Source organism: Prevotella sp. P4-98, from assembly GCF_002251405.1.
GTDB lineage: Bacteria > Bacteroidota > Bacteroidia > Bacteroidales > Bacteroidaceae > Prevotella.
In genome coordinates, this window is record NZ_NPJC01000058.1 from 52,624 (window position 1) to 66,943 (window position 14,320).

The 14,320-nt window shown below is 41.9% G+C and carries 13 protein-coding genes; 5 read left to right on the top strand and 8 right to left on the bottom strand.

Translation table 11 applies throughout. From position 1 onward, the window contains the following. Window positions 1–63 precede the first annotated feature (63 nt). The 8 genes from CIK96_RS08710 to CIK96_RS08740 all read right to left on the bottom strand — a co-directional run bounded on the left by CIK96_RS08710 (window position 64) and on the right by CIK96_RS08740 (window position 6,585). Window positions 64–1,077: an Abi family protein gene (locus CIK96_RS08710; RefSeq protein WP_371592569.1), complete on the bottom strand. Its 1,014-nt coding sequence runs from the start codon at window positions 1,075–1,077 to the stop codon at window positions 64–66. Between the two features lie 239 nt (window positions 1,078–1,316). Next, window positions 1,317–1,583 carry a helix-turn-helix transcriptional regulator gene (locus CIK96_RS08715; RefSeq protein ID WP_094435798.1) on the bottom strand — a complete coding sequence of 89 codons (267 nt, stop codon included), beginning with the start codon at window positions 1,581–1,583 and terminating at the stop codon, window positions 1,317–1,319. An 11-nt stretch (window positions 1,584–1,594) separates the two neighbouring features. Further along, window positions 1,595–2,071, bottom strand: a complete 477-nt coding sequence (locus tag CIK96_RS08720; protein ID WP_094440369.1) for a hypothetical protein — start codon at window positions 2,069–2,071, stop codon at window positions 1,595–1,597. Window positions 2,072–2,325: 254 nt separating this feature from the next. Continuing rightward, window positions 2,326–3,804: a hypothetical protein gene (locus CIK96_RS08725; protein ID WP_158214855.1), complete on the bottom strand. Its 1,479-nt coding sequence runs from the start codon at window positions 3,802–3,804 to the stop codon at window positions 2,326–2,328. A 5-nt stretch (window positions 3,805–3,809) separates the two neighbouring features. Next, entirely contained in the window at window positions 3,810–3,941 is a 132-nt protein-coding gene (locus CIK96_RS13615; protein ID WP_256387598.1) for a hypothetical protein, read from the bottom strand. A 418-nt stretch (window positions 3,942–4,359) separates the two neighbouring features. Further along, window positions 4,360–5,331, bottom strand: a complete 972-nt coding sequence (locus CIK96_RS08730; protein WP_094440371.1) for a Gfo/Idh/MocA family protein — start codon at window positions 5,329–5,331, stop codon at window positions 4,360–4,362. 173 nt (window positions 5,332–5,504) lie between these two features. Next, window positions 5,505–6,200 (bottom strand): LrgB family protein, encoded by a 696-nt coding sequence (locus CIK96_RS08735; RefSeq protein ID WP_094435634.1) that lies wholly within the window; start codon window positions 6,198–6,200, stop codon window positions 5,505–5,507. Then, window positions 6,193–6,585, bottom strand: coding sequence for a CidA/LrgA family protein (locus CIK96_RS08740; protein ID WP_094390613.1), 393 nt, complete (start codon window positions 6,583–6,585; stop codon window positions 6,193–6,195). Before CIK96_RS08740 ends, CIK96_RS08735 begins: the two co-directional genes overlap by 8 nt. A 1,108-nt stretch (window positions 6,586–7,693) precedes the next feature. Here CIK96_RS08740 and CIK96_RS08745 point away from each other — a divergent pair. From CIK96_RS08745 to CIK96_RS08765, 5 genes are all read left to right on the top strand, one after another. After that, window positions 7,694–8,845 carry an SGNH/GDSL hydrolase family protein gene (locus CIK96_RS08745; protein WP_094440372.1) on the top strand — a complete coding sequence of 384 codons (1,152 nt, stop codon included), beginning with the start codon at window positions 7,694–7,696 and terminating at the stop codon, window positions 8,843–8,845. 763 nt (window positions 8,846–9,608) lie between these two features. Continuing rightward, window positions 9,609–9,830 (top strand): DUF6140 family protein, encoded by a 222-nt coding sequence (locus tag CIK96_RS08750; protein WP_040552952.1) that lies wholly within the window; start codon window positions 9,609–9,611, stop codon window positions 9,828–9,830. A 309-nt stretch (window positions 9,831–10,139) separates the two neighbouring features. Continuing rightward, window positions 10,140–12,014 carry a dynamin family protein gene (locus CIK96_RS08755; RefSeq protein WP_094440373.1) on the top strand — a complete coding sequence of 625 codons (1,875 nt, stop codon included), beginning with the start codon at window positions 10,140–10,142 and terminating at the stop codon, window positions 12,012–12,014. Window positions 12,015–12,018: 4 nt separating this feature from the next. Then, entirely contained in the window at window positions 12,019–12,408 is a 390-nt protein-coding gene (locus CIK96_RS08760; protein WP_094440374.1) for a hypothetical protein, read from the top strand. A 2-nt stretch (window positions 12,409–12,410) separates the two neighbouring features. Further along, entirely contained in the window at window positions 12,411–14,318 is a 1,908-nt protein-coding gene (locus CIK96_RS08765) for a dynamin family protein (protein WP_094440375.1), read from the top strand. The last annotated feature ends 2 nt before the right edge of the window (window positions 14,319–14,320 follow it).

Here is a 14,320-nt window from a genome sequence, read left to right on the forward strand (position 1 = left end):
TGGGTTCACTTCAAACCTGTCCCCTGACCCTAATTGATTGAAATTTTATTTGTTCATCCGTCTTTAGCATCGAGTGCTCCAGAGTGGTTCGTCCTGCCAGTTGCCTAATGGGAAGCCCATCGAACGAGTTTGTATATCGGGGTTATCTTTTACCAGTTTAACCAATGCTTCTGTAAAATCGGAATTGGGCACGATGCTTTGCTCCATATATGCGAGATAACACAACTGATGATACAGCTTGTTTGGACGAAAACTATTTGTTGACACCCATGACTCAGGCAATCTCTGTGGCATAGTAGGCATAGTCGGAAAACGTTTGTTCCATATTCTTGCATGATGTGCGCATGCATTTCGTAGCACAACAGCGCATTTTATCCAGCTCTCCAAATACGTGTATTGGGGCAAATTGAAATCTCTTGCCACTTGCTTCTTCACCTTTACATTCTTGAAGTTGCAGAAGAGCTTCGATAATGTTCCGAACGATACGACCTCCAAGGTCTTCCAAGCAGGAGGGAACTCAGGTGATGTATAGTTACGTCGATACTCCGAAATAAACTCTTCCTTGGAACGGTTCACCTCGGAGGCAATGTTGTTGATGCACGTCTGATGAATACTATCGTTAATGAAGAGATCATTTCTCATAAACCAGAAAGGTCCATGAGCTAATGAGAAATAATGAATAATCCGAGTACGAAGAGCCACCTCTATATCTTGAATTGAAGTAAAAACCAACGAGCGCAACTTTCGGTCAAAGTTGTATAAAGCGATTGCCGTATGCAGATGACTGTTTGGTCTGAAGGCGTGTGTGTCAGAGTCTGACTCCATTGGAACAAGATAATTTGTCAATCTAAAATAACTTATGGAGCGAAGACAGCGTAAAGCCTTGTCTTCATCATCAATTATCAGCCCTCGTTGTTTTAACAGACTAAGTTGGTCTGAAAAGTCAATAGCCTGTTTGGTGTACTGCATACTGCCATTGTTTGATGTTACATATACTCTATAAAAACACGAAGTCCTGCCGTGGTACGCATTCAAGGAAGAGGCGTGGCAGGAACTGTTGTTGCAAATGTAAGGCATTTATTTGGATTGTGCAAGGCTTTTGGAAGAAATGTGCGGAATTGGAGGTGATTTTTAACAGTTGTTGGGTGTTGGGACGTGCAAAATGAGGCGTTTACAAACCAAAGTGGGTAGATTACAAACCAAGGGTCAGGGGATAGGTAAATTGGTTCTCTCTTTAGGGGCGATGAACCTGTCCCCGATGATTCCTGACCCTAACAGCCACCCTCGCCATTATCTTTGCCCTTTGTTTGTAAATATCATCTGGCTATATTGATGAGCTTGCAGCCTAATGCCGTTTCAATCTTCGCAATGGTCTGCATGGTGAAGTTGTGTCTGCCAGTCAACCATTTGGATATTTCTGACTCCCTCTTGTGGAGTTTCTGGGCAAAATCCTTTTGGGTGAGGTTCTTTGCTTTTAGAACTTCACTGATGCGCTCGGCTATCTCAAACGAAAGCTCAAACTCGGCTTTCTGCTCTTCTGGTATAGCGGCAAGGCACTGTCTGAACAAAGCATTCTGTATCATAGGCATTTCTTTTAGATTTCAAATGTTGCACTCTGAATATCAGTAATCATATTCTTCTCTATGGTTACTTTCCCAGATTTCTGTGCTTTGAGCAGTACTTTGTCAAAGCTCTGCAAATCCATCACATAACCACTCAACTTGCTATCTTCTTGATAAGTACGAGTAGCCTTCACGCCACCGTTCCCGAGAATGAGAATCTGGTCTGATATTCGCAAGCAATACAAGCGCAGTTTGCGCGAATCGATGGCAAGAGCCTTGACATTGTCATTCATCCTGCCTTCGTTTCGGAAAAAACGTTCAAGAGCCCCCTTGTCTATAATCTTGGACAAAGCTAAAAGGATAACATTGAAATCCCTATTGTATGTCGCATTGTCCTTGAATTCGTTCAAGAACTTCTCAAACTCGCTTTCCTCACTTCCATCAAAACAGATGGAGAACATTCCTACATTGTCGTTCTGTTCTATTGTCTTTAATGTTGCTGTTGCCATAGTTGTAATACCCTTAATTCACTGCAAAGTTAAGTATAATCCTTCAAACATGTTCACTTTTGAGTGAATATTTAAGGGACTTTCACCAATAAGGTCAGGAAATGGCGAGTTTAATAGCATTCTGAATGCAAAATGCGGCATTTACAAACCAAAGTTGGGCATCTACACACCAAGTGTCATCGGGGACAGGTTCATCGACCCTAAAGAGTGAACCAATGTACCTGTCCCCATGACCCTTCGCTATTGCTGAAGTTTCAATCCACTGCAACCAAGCGCACCGGGCGCACCGAACAACCGTATTGGCGAACGATGTTACTCACATTGAGTTTACTGTCAGAGAAGGACAGGCGATATGCGTCATAGATCGAGGAGGCTGTGCCTGACCAGTAGCGGGCGCCAGAGCCGTATTCGTGAAAATTTTTTCCACGGACGTAGCCAGCTGCAGGCAAGAAGAGAGTTTGACTATTATTTGTAAATTTATATCCTTTTTTATTACTATCCCAATTTTTTGACTTTATACCCACTAAAGCCTCCCATATCGCTTTGGTCGGTATCTGCCAGTCACCACCGAGAATCTTGCGAGCAGGGTCATCTGACATTTCAAAATCTTTTTCAGACGTATATTCGGGGGAGAAGGCTGGGGCTGTTCCACTTGCATATCCGCTACTATGGTCAGGTTTCCAAGTAAAAGTGTCTCCTGAAATTGATAAATACCAAGGCTTAGTAGCTCCCCAAGCAAAGTAATCGCCGTAGGCGGATTCACTTGCGGCAAGACCTGTGGTTGTTAGGTTGGATTTGGCGAATATTAATCTATATTTAGTTCCACCAATATTAAACACTCCCATATCAACCTGTTTGTCCGCTGGCACTTTACCATTCTGTGTTAACGTCAATTTCAAGTTATTGTCAGTTCTTGAAAACTCACCGAGATTAATGATAGTATTTCTCTTAAACTCAATTTCTTTACTGCCAGTGCGAGTGTAAACATCACCGGTGTTGTCAGTGAACGAAATGCTCCAACCTGCGGTGAGTGTTACGGCAGGAACAGCTATGTAATAAACCGTGTTCGCAGTAATGGTTCCCAATAGTGTAATGGATGTTGATTGTTCTGAGGTAAATGCTATCGACGGCATACCATCGCCGTATGAGAGAGTACACCTTCCTGCAAGATATTCAGATTCTTCTGCTGCCTGCAACACAATCTTGCTGCAAGCAAACTTTGGTTTCACCTTCACATAACCAACGGCATTTTTGAATTCCAAAGTTGTGTTGGTGCTCTTTGCCATCATTAATGCAGCATTCTTATCGAAGCTGTTATCGGTAGCGGTTTGAGTGGGTTTAAGGGTGATGCCTGTTACATTGCCATTCGATGTGTCATAACTAGCCTCTGACTGGTAAGGATATACAGCAGTATATTTAGCTGCTGTTGCAGCGTTACCTTGGAAGGTCGCACTCTTTGTCCCTGCACCATTCTTCAAAGTAAACTGATTATTCGTTTTACCATCGAAGATGCTTATTTGGTCTTCTTCTTGCCAATTGATGACTTTACTATCAGTGCTTGAAATAGCTGCCCTTGTTGATTGTTCGTCACCTTCTTGCGTTGCAGTAAAGGTCATTACCTTTGTCGCACTCTCATTTTCAATTGTAGTGTTGTTGTCCTCCGACGAACATGACGCAAAGGACACGATGGCTGCAAAAGCCATCATAGATTGAATATATTTCTTCATTTTCATTTTTTTTACCATCTATATTCTTCTTCACCAAGTGGTTCTGTTTCTCCATTAGTACTTCCCGCTAAAATCTGTGTCCTGCTGATTTCATAAACCGTCATAATAGGAGATTGATAGATTTTCTTTTCTTTTTTTTCCATTTTTTTGTTTCTTGATTCTCGGTTGCCTATAGGTTCTCGGAGTCGGCTGGTTGTTATAATATGGATAAGGTTAACGTATTAATGAAAAAGCGTGGAACCTGACACTTGCCTGTTCCACTTCTCGAGGTTCTGGTTTACCTGATTTCAAGCTGTCAGAAACAAAGCGCATGAAGACGCTTTCCCATAAATAGAGACAAATGCGGAGCCAAACTCTATTGGCTCAGAAGCCCAAGCGAGTTGGGCAACTTGCAAATGTCGGTGCAAAATTGATAAATAAAAATGAAACTGCCAAACTTTTCGGCAACTTTTTATTGTTTAACAACTTTATATACTTTTTCATAGGGGTTATACCCCATTTATCATTCGGTCTGTTCTATCGCAGCGTCAGGCATTGTCTATCTGCCATACACATCATCCATCAGTCCATCGGGTAATGCACGCCCCACTCTTTCCTCAGCGCGTCCATCTGTCGCATAATGGCAAGTGTCTCTGCGTGAGGCATCATAGGCGATTCAAGGAGTCCTGCCTCTAAACAGCGTTGACATTCGATGACTTGATACTCATAGCCATTAACCATATCTGCTGGTTTATGGTAAGAGGCGACAAGTTGATAGTTGCGATAAACCTCTATCAGTTCTGGACAGTTGATATTATCCACACGAATGTAACCCTCCGTGCCACTGATAATGCCTTGGCGGTCGTTCAGACACAGAGCTCCCGACTGGAGATTGGCCATACGACCATCACGGTATGAGAGCGAGATACTCTCGTGCATGTCAACTCCTGTGTCACTCTTATGCACATTGCTTAGCATGCGACAAATATCTGTACCGAAATACATACGTGCAAAATTCAAGCAATAGACTCCGAGGTCGAGCAACGCACCGCCACACAGTTCAGGGCGCACGATACGCTCTTTCTGTTCCATCATATAACATAAGGTGGCTGTCAGAACACGCGGTTCACCTATCACGCCAGAATCCATAATCTCCTTCACCCGATGCGACAATGGCATATAACGGGTCCATATCGCCTCAGTAATGAAGAGTCCCTTCCCATGAGCCAAAGCCAACAGCTGTTCTGCCTCGCGGGCATTGGCAGTAAAGGCTTTCTCCACCAAACAGGGTTTTCCGTGTTCAAGAGCCAAACGGGCATGAGGATAATGATGAGAGTGAGGGGTGGCGATATAAACGATATCCACCGCAGGATCGCTGACCAGTTCTTCGTAAGATCCATACACCTTATTTATATAGAACTGTTTGGCAAAAGCTTCAGCCTTTTCCAGTGAGCGTGAAGCCACAGCATAACACTCACATCCATGTGGTTTGTTGGCAAGTGCCTCTGCCATCTTTTGAGCTATCCACCCTGCTCCAATGATTCCTAATCGCATAGTAACTTTTAAAGTTTTAATCCAAATGGGGAGTTTCCCTCACCTCATTTCTCATGCAAATATACTCAATCTTTTCGTAATACCATCTTTTTCCCTTCTAAAAAAAGCATAATTCTCCCTAATGACAGATTGGTGTCATGCACAAACCAAGCCATGAATCTCGCAAGACAGTATCAGCTCATCAGTTCAACGATGGTGGGTGTCAGTATGGCGGTCAGTATGCCATTGAGCGTGAGGCCAAGGCTGGCATAAGCCCCCACAAACTCGTCGCGTTCCATAGCTACCGAGGTGCCCACAGCATGCGATGCCGCACCCATAGACAGGCCCTTAGCCATAGGATTGTATATATGTCCTACCGCCATGAGTTTAAATCCCACCACACCGCCTATCAGACCGGTTATCACGACGATGGCTGCCGTAAGCGATGGTATTCCGCCCAACGCCTGAGTCACCTCCATCGCTATCGGCGTGGTCACCGACTTACTGGCGAGCGATGCCACTACTTCACGTGAGGCACCAAGCATTCGTGCGGTCACTACTACACTGATAATACCGACTACACAGCCCATCATCTGCGAGGCCAGTATTGGCACAATCTGCTTTTTGATCTGCGAGAGTTGCAGATACAGCGGCACACCAAGTGCCACCACTGCGGGTTTGAGCCAGAAGTCTATCATCTTGGCGCTTTCGTGATAGGTGTCATAAGGAATGTCGCAGACTTTGAGAAACACAATTACTAAACCGATTGTTATGAGTATCGGGTTGAGCAGGATGGATTGCGTGCGGTGTTGCACCATTTTTGCACCTTGGTAGATGCCGAAAGTCAGCGCCAGAAGAAAATACTGGTTGGTTACTATCTGTTCAATCATGTTTGCTCCTTTCCTCCATTTTGTCCTTGATCACGTTAGTTATCTTCTTCTCGCCCTTGGCCACCATCTGATGTGTGTGTCCCGTAACGAGTAGTACCAAAGCTGTGCTTACCAGTGTTGCTCCGATGATGGGCACAAGCTCAGCCCTAATCAGATCGAAGTGTAACATCAGCGCGACGCCAGGTGGCACAAAGAAGAATCCCAGATTGGCAATGAGAAAGTCGGTAAGCCCTCTTACCCATTCCAGTTTAATCACTTTTACCTTCAACAGCAGCGTGAGCAACAGCATACCGATGATGCTGGAAGGTAGTTTCACTCCAGTGAGCGTAGTTATCAACTCACCCAAAGCCATACATCCAAAGAGGATGAAGCATTGTCTAACCATAAATTTACTTAGCGAAAAGTTATCCTAAAACATTATAAAACTGTAATCGAGTGCAAAGGTATATAAAATTTCTGATATGACACACATCCATCCCCACTAATTTTCAAACCATCTCCTGACCATCTGCTGGTGTAAAATGACAAGGACAGATTATTGGCATCAAATGAAAGCAAAGACAATAATGTCGATCTCCTTTGTAGAGAACGCCAATCGCCGGCAGAGAGAACGCCAATCGCCGGCCGAGAGAACGCCAATCGCCGGCCGAGAGAACGTCACTCTCTAAGGACATGGGACGTCACTCCCATTTTACATCGGACATTTTATTTACATAAGACATTTAATTTTCTATCATATCACATCCTATTATCCTTGTAATACTCGACTTCATTTATAAGACTTTTTATCTCTTCTTAAAATCATGGAGTTGTTCTTAAGGTACATGATTTATGTGAATATATCTATATTTTAGTTAAACTAAATTAAAAATTAACTGAAAGAGTGACAAAGAGTGACAAAGATGGACATCTGGGTTTTGTGATGTTGTATCTTTGCAACCCTACCTGAGGATGATTTTCAAAACAAGAAGGCACCTTAGCACCAAACCAAATATCGCACAACTAAAAACAACACAATTATGTTTACAGACATCACGCTCAACAATCCAAACTGGTCGCAACAGAAGAACCACGGCTTTTTGATTGACACCCGACATGTTCTCGATAGCTTGTCGTTCGGTTCTCGATCACTTCTCGTTAGTTCCTCGTTCGTCTCTCGTTCGTCTCTCGTTGCTTATTCGTTAGTCTATCGAAGACCGAACGAGGACCGAACGAGGAACAAGCAAAAAACGAACGAAAGAGCAACGAAACTGGGACGAGAAAGCAACGAGAAACTATCGAAAACTCGACGACAAACGATTAGTTTGGCGACGAGGAATCCCCAAACTGGCCTGACGCCAGATGGCACAACAATGCACCTACTGCATGTTGAAGTCGGGGGTGAAGTTTGTTTAGACATGATTACAGACCTTTAACAGGCATTTTGCGTAATATAAACTTTGCTGTCTTAGAAAAAATGAGTAGTTTTGCATCCTGATTTCACATAAACATTTATGACTCAACAGAAAGATAAATATACCAAATGGGTGGCATGCTGGGGTAATGCCACGTCCATCACAGACAGAAAAGAGTGTGTTTACGCCAAAGATATCACCCTGAGATACCCCGTAAGAGTTGTTTTCTCAGGATCTAAGATGCGCTTCCGTTTCTCAAATCTTACGGGTACGGAAGACGTTGCAATGACCAAAGCATACGTAGCAAAGCAAAATGAGAACTACGGCGCTGTACCTATAACATTCGAAGGAAATGCTTCGGTGGTAATAAAACCAGGAAAAGAGGTGGAGAGCGATGAAATAGCTTTCGACATCGAGGCTGGAGAGACGGTCGATGTGAGCATGTATTTCGCAGGCTTCACACAGATGAATGCAGGCACTCTAATTACCGGACCGCTCTCCAAGGGAAAGTATTCCTATGGAGATTTCGCCTCAGAGAAGGAACTTCCTATCGACTTGACGCGTAATACCAACTGGTTTTATTTCCTCAATACGATAGATGTGCTGACGGAAGAGAAAAATCATGCTCTCGTTTGCTTCGGTGATTCCATCACGGCACAGAGCTGGCCCGACTGGCTTGCTATCCGTGCATGGGAAAATGGTTTCCATAATGTGGCTATCATACGTCGTGCTGTAAGCGGAACAAGAATCCTCCGACAGTATGACTGCATCACATATCAGGCTTACGGACTGAAAGGTGAGACGCGTTTTCCTATTGAGATGAATGTAGCAGGTGCCAGTGCAGTAATCATTCAGCACGGTATCAATGACATCATACACCCTGTTGGTGTGGAGGTTAATCCATTCCGACCTTGGAGCGATATGCCTACTTGCGAAGAATTGGAATGTGGCATGGAGAACATCTATGTGAAACATGCTCGCAAACTGGGACTGAAAGTATGGAGTGGAACGCTTCTTCCTATCTTCGGATGGCGCACTTACAATGAGAAGCGTGATGAGATGAGGACTCGATTTAATGATTGGCTTCGCTCTTCCGACCTCTTTGACGGTTGTGTAGATTTCGATTTAGCTGTCCGCGACCGCAGTAATCCTGCATCTTTCGCTCCTGGCTTCGATTCTGGAGACCATCTGCATCCAAGCGAAACTGCTTACGCTGCTATGGCAGACTGTGTGCCTGAGGAGCTATTGTAAAATGGCAAAAAACGTGTACTGATGCAGTCACACGAATCTCGCAGATGATTTTTTATTTTTATTGTGAACTGAATTTAGTATTCTATCTGGACATAGCCCTCTTATCAACAAAACTGATAACAACAACAAAAGAATGACTATAACTTTGTGAATAGTGTATGTCACTCTTACGGAGTGCAGATGTAAAAATCAATGTCCAGGTCATATTCCTTTCTGGGCAGTATGCATATTGTATTTCATCTTCAATTTAATCTTCCCTCTTCATTTTTTCTCCTCCTATGTCAGATTTTGACGCATCCTGATAGTACTTTTGCCACAGAATTGACAATCATTCTATCTATAATAAGGTATGGATGCAGGAAGAAGGAGGGAGTGGAGTCCCTGAGATGTGAAATATAAGAGGAATCCATAAGATTTCTTGTTAAAAATTTGGTGGCTCATCAGATTTTTAATACATTTGCCATTGGTTAGTGACAGGGCAGGTGAAAGTCCTCGCTTGAAGTCGCTACGATGCAGAGAAACAAGATAATCTTGTGGACACGAGCAAACTATTCAGTTCTGTAAGTTGAAATCTGGTAAATTGAAACGTAGAAAGAACGCGAATCTGTTTGAGCGAGTTTACGCCATTTTTTTTCATTATGGACCATTATGGACTTGTTTGGTTCGCAGATTTTCCTTATCTTTGCCCCTAAAAGTAAATGATTCGCTGTTTCGGCAGAAAAGCAGGAACAGTTATATATAATGAACCTAAAACTGAATGCTTATGAGTAAGGTATTTCAAGTAAAGCCTAAGCGCCTCAAACGCTCTAACGGTACCGTCCTCACTCCCGATATGGTAGTGACCGTAACAACCATGCAGCACACCGCCACCCCTTTTTACAATGGAGCCAAGGAGGTGCAAGAAGCCTACATGCGCATCTATGCTTTCGACTATAAGAAAGCATGCTGCAATCCGAATGATTTCGAATTTAAGAAGTTGGACTAAAAACTATATAGTGCTTTTCTGAACAATAAAAAGTGTCATGGAAGATAATCACATATATACAGAATTCATGTCTAACAAACTGCTGTTTAAGCCGTTTGTCTCATGGCCTGATTGTGTACACTTAGGACTGAATAAAGTAGATGCGATTTCGAATAAACTTCTTAATGAGATTACATTGAGAAGAGATGAGCATCTGTTATGGGTATCGCGTCATAAAGCTAGTTCCCAACAGAGATGAGCGAGTCATTCAGAATAACGAGGAACCAAAAGAGAATAAAGTAGTTAGAAGAACTTTTTTATAATATAAAAATGGAACATATTGAATTTTTAAAAGAAGTGGCTCAGGAACTTGGCCAGCAAAATATCTTGAATGGTTTAAATGCTATTCAGAAACGAGTTTCTCAACAAAATGCAAATTTGTTGATACCATTGGTTGGTGAGTTTAGTTCAGGTAAAACAACGTTATTGAACGCTCTTACAGATAGCAAAAAACTTGAAACAGCAACCAAACCGACAACTGCAACAATTTATGAAATCCATTTTGGATGTAATAAGTGTGAGGCAAATGTTGTCCTGTCAGATGGACAAGTCGCTCATTTTGATGATTTGGGAGAACTTAAAAATGACCAGCTCTCAGATGCACAAATTGTGACAGTATTCGATACATCAACGAAAGTTCCATCATCAACCATTTTGGTTGATACTCCGGGATTGTCTTCTCCTGTTATTAAACATCGTCAGGTGTTGGTTGATTTTTTGCCGTCTGCCGATGCCATCTTGTTGGTAGTTGATATTAATCAGCAGGTTACCCGTTCGTTGACAGACTTCATAGATATGATAAAACTGTCAAAGCGTCCTGTTTATATTGTATTGACAAAGTCTGATACAAAATCAGCATCAGAGATAGAGGCTGCAAAGCAGTATATTGCTGATAACTGTAAGTTGCCTGTACAACAAGTAGTTGTTGTCAGTGCTGCCAAAGACAATATGTCGGAATTGTATGCTCTTTTAGAGACAATACAAAAGTCTAAGAATGAGATTTTAGCAAAAGTTGACGGTCAGCGTATCAAGGATTTAGCTCAAATACTTGTAAATCGCGTAGATGAGATGTTAACGGCATCTTCTTCGGACGAGAATCTTGACATGGAGATTAGACGTCTGCAACTTGATTTGGATAAAATCAAGAGAAATATCAATAGATTAATAGACTCTATGGCGAGTGATATTAGTAAGGATGGATCTAAGATATCACGCAGGTTTGAAGATTCTATGTATGAAAAGTTAGGTGCTCTTGTTGCTGGTGGTAGTGCAAATATGGACAATGATGCTCTTTCTGTTATAAATAATACCGCTTCATTGCTGTTGTCGGAATATAAGAATAACATTATGGGTATTTTGAAGTCAAAGGTACAAAGCGCACAAGGATCTGACAGCGAAATCCCCGTTGAGTCATTGATGTCTATAGATCTGTCTGGAGTCCAAATTTCAGGGCTGAGTTATGATCTTGATTTGAATTCAATGGGACATGAGTATGACGGCATGATTAAAACAGGTGTCATTGCTGTTGCTGCTGTTGCTGCTGTTGCTGCAACTGTTGCTACAGCAGGAGCAGCGAGTGCGGCAACAGCAGCAGGTGCAGAAGGAGCAGCGGGTACGGCAGGAGCAGCAAGTGCTGCAGGTACGGCAGGAGCAGCAAGTGCTGCAGGTACTGCAGCAACAACAGTTGCCGCATCTAAGGCTGTAGATATTGTAGATACTGCAACCGATGTTGGTAGTATCATATATACAAGCAAGATGATGAAACGTATTGCCAAGACAGAGGAGTTTGCTGGTAAAGCTGTAGATAAGTACAATAAGATAGAGAAGGCAGATAAGAAAGGCTTTCTTTCTTCTATGGTTGGCTTTACCACGGAGAGATTGCTTTCTAAGCCACAACGTGTAAGAGCTGTCAGAAATTATGTTGACGGTACTTTGGCGCCTGAATTCAAGTCTCAAATGGAGAACTTGAGTCAGAGTGTTGTAAACATGGTTAGAGGTAGTTTGCAGAATGATGCATCCGAAATGATAGCACAGAAGACTGCAATGTTGAATGAACTTAAAGAACAAAGTTCGGAGCATAAGGCTGAGTTTGCTCGTAGAAAAGAAACCTTGAAACAATATAAGGAAAAATTATCAACAATTTAACAACATGGATATGATAGAAATTTTAGGTGCATTGGTTGTCGGTGGCGTTACTGGCGCTATTGCAAAGGACAAACTTATAGGTAATCCACAGTTGCAAGCTAAGATTCGTGAGCTTGAGGGTATTTACAAAGAAAACAATAACCTACGTGAAGACAAAAAGAAACTCTCACGACAGGTTGAAGACTTACTCTCTGAACTAAAAAAAATACATCAGGCTTCACAGGATAATGAGGACGACAAGGACGATATGGAAGACGACTTGATGAAGGCTCGCATGGAACTTAAAAAGTTGAAGAGAGAGAATGAAGAGTTGTCGCGTTCTCTTAAGGAGCATAAGCAAGCTTGTGATTCCTATGAGATTGAAATCAAAAACTTGAAAGAAAAATTAGGTTGATTATGACAGAGTGGATAGTCTTATTGGTGGGCGCCATTATAGCTCTCGCTATTGGTTTCTTTTTGGGACGACAGAAAGGAACTACTGCCACAGTGGAGGATGATACCAAAAATCTTGAAGAGGAGAACAAACAGCTGAAGGACAAATATTCGGCTGTTTGTTCTAAGTTGAAGGATGCGGAAGCTGGTCTTGAAAATGTTCAAAAGGCTAAGGATATAGAGTCAAAGTACAAGGAACTTTTGAGCGAAGCAAAAGCAGAATGCAAGAAACTTGATGAACAGCTTAAGAATGCAATAAGTGGCAATTGCGATGAAACTGTTAAAGCCCAACTTGATGAGGTCGTAAAACTAAAGAAACGTATTACAGACCTTGAGGATGAGATTGAAGACAATGAGGATGATATTGACAACTACAAGAAAAAGTTGAAGAAGAAAGATTCTGAATTGTCTGAATTGCAGGAAAACTATGACAAGGAATGCAAGGCTTCAAAGCAGATGAGCGAGGAGCTTGGGCTGGTCAAGAGAGAATTGGATGAGAAAACCGAAGAACTTAAATTAAAGATGGGGTCTTTGGAATTTATTCAAGAGATTCTTTCGGCTCAACAGACAAAGGCGGATAATTCTGTACAGCTGTATAAGAATATAAACTTCTTAGAATCAGTTATACGTGGTCAGGTACTTGATTGTTATGAGATGGCATGGGCGGAAAATGGTATACAAATTGGAACTTCCATTTACAATGAAAAGAAAGATGCTTTAATGTCAGGTTTCTTCCATTGGGCTGCTATGAAGAAAAAACATTGGCTTGATGGTAAGACTACTATTGCTTTTGTTGGTGAGTTCTCTGCAGGTAAAACTTCTATTGTGAATAGAATTCTTTCGCAAGATGACAAGACAATTCCGCTATTGCCCGTTAGCACAAAAGCAACGACTGCTATTCCTACATATATTGCAGGTGGTGTATCAACAGCTTATCGATTTGTTACTCCTGATAATGTTGAGAAGAACTTGTCAGAATCCACATTCAAAAAAGTGTCAAAGGAGGTGCTTGATCAAGTAAAGGGAGTATCTTCGCTGATAAAGTACTTTGTGATGACTTATAAGAATCCTAACCTTGATGGCTTGAGCATATTGGATACTCCTGGCTTTAATTCTAACGATAGTGAGGATAAGGAGCGTACCATTGAGGTTATAAATGAATGTGATGCTTTGTTCTGGGTTTTCGATGTTAATGCAGGAACTGTGAATCGCAGCTCTATATTACTAATCAAGAAAAAGCTGAACAAGCCTTTGTATGTAGTAATTAATAAGGTGGATACTAAGCCAAAGTCGGAGGTTGATAAAGTAGAAGCTCTGATAAGCAAGACATTGAAGGATGCTGGCTTAAAAGTGGAACAATATATCCGCTTCTCGGCAAAAGCTCCTTTGGAGGATATAATGGCACCAATCAAGTCTGTTGGTTCTACATCTGAAAGTGACACTTTTGTAGAGGATGTTCAAACCTATTTGGAAGGTTTGTCAAAAAAATACGAAAGTACAGTTCAAGATGCTTCTCGCAAATATGACGGGCATACAAAAGCTTACAATAAGCAGATTGAAAACGTGAATAGGTGTCTCTCTGCTATATGCGACAATTGTGTTGAAGCTGCAGATATTCCGCAATGGACAGAGCATCTTTTCTCTAAAGATCGATATGAAATGTCTGGAGACGAAGGCGAACGACTTATTGGTATTTTGTCGGATATTGCAGATGAACAAACGGACAATTTGATCTCGGCTTTTCAGGCTTTGCAGGAAATGCAAAGCGAAATGGATAAAGCGCATGCTTGCTTAATTGAATGCAAGAAGCAGTTTGTTCAAGTACAAAAATGTCTTGAATCTTATAATAACGAAACTAAAAAATTTAAGTAAAC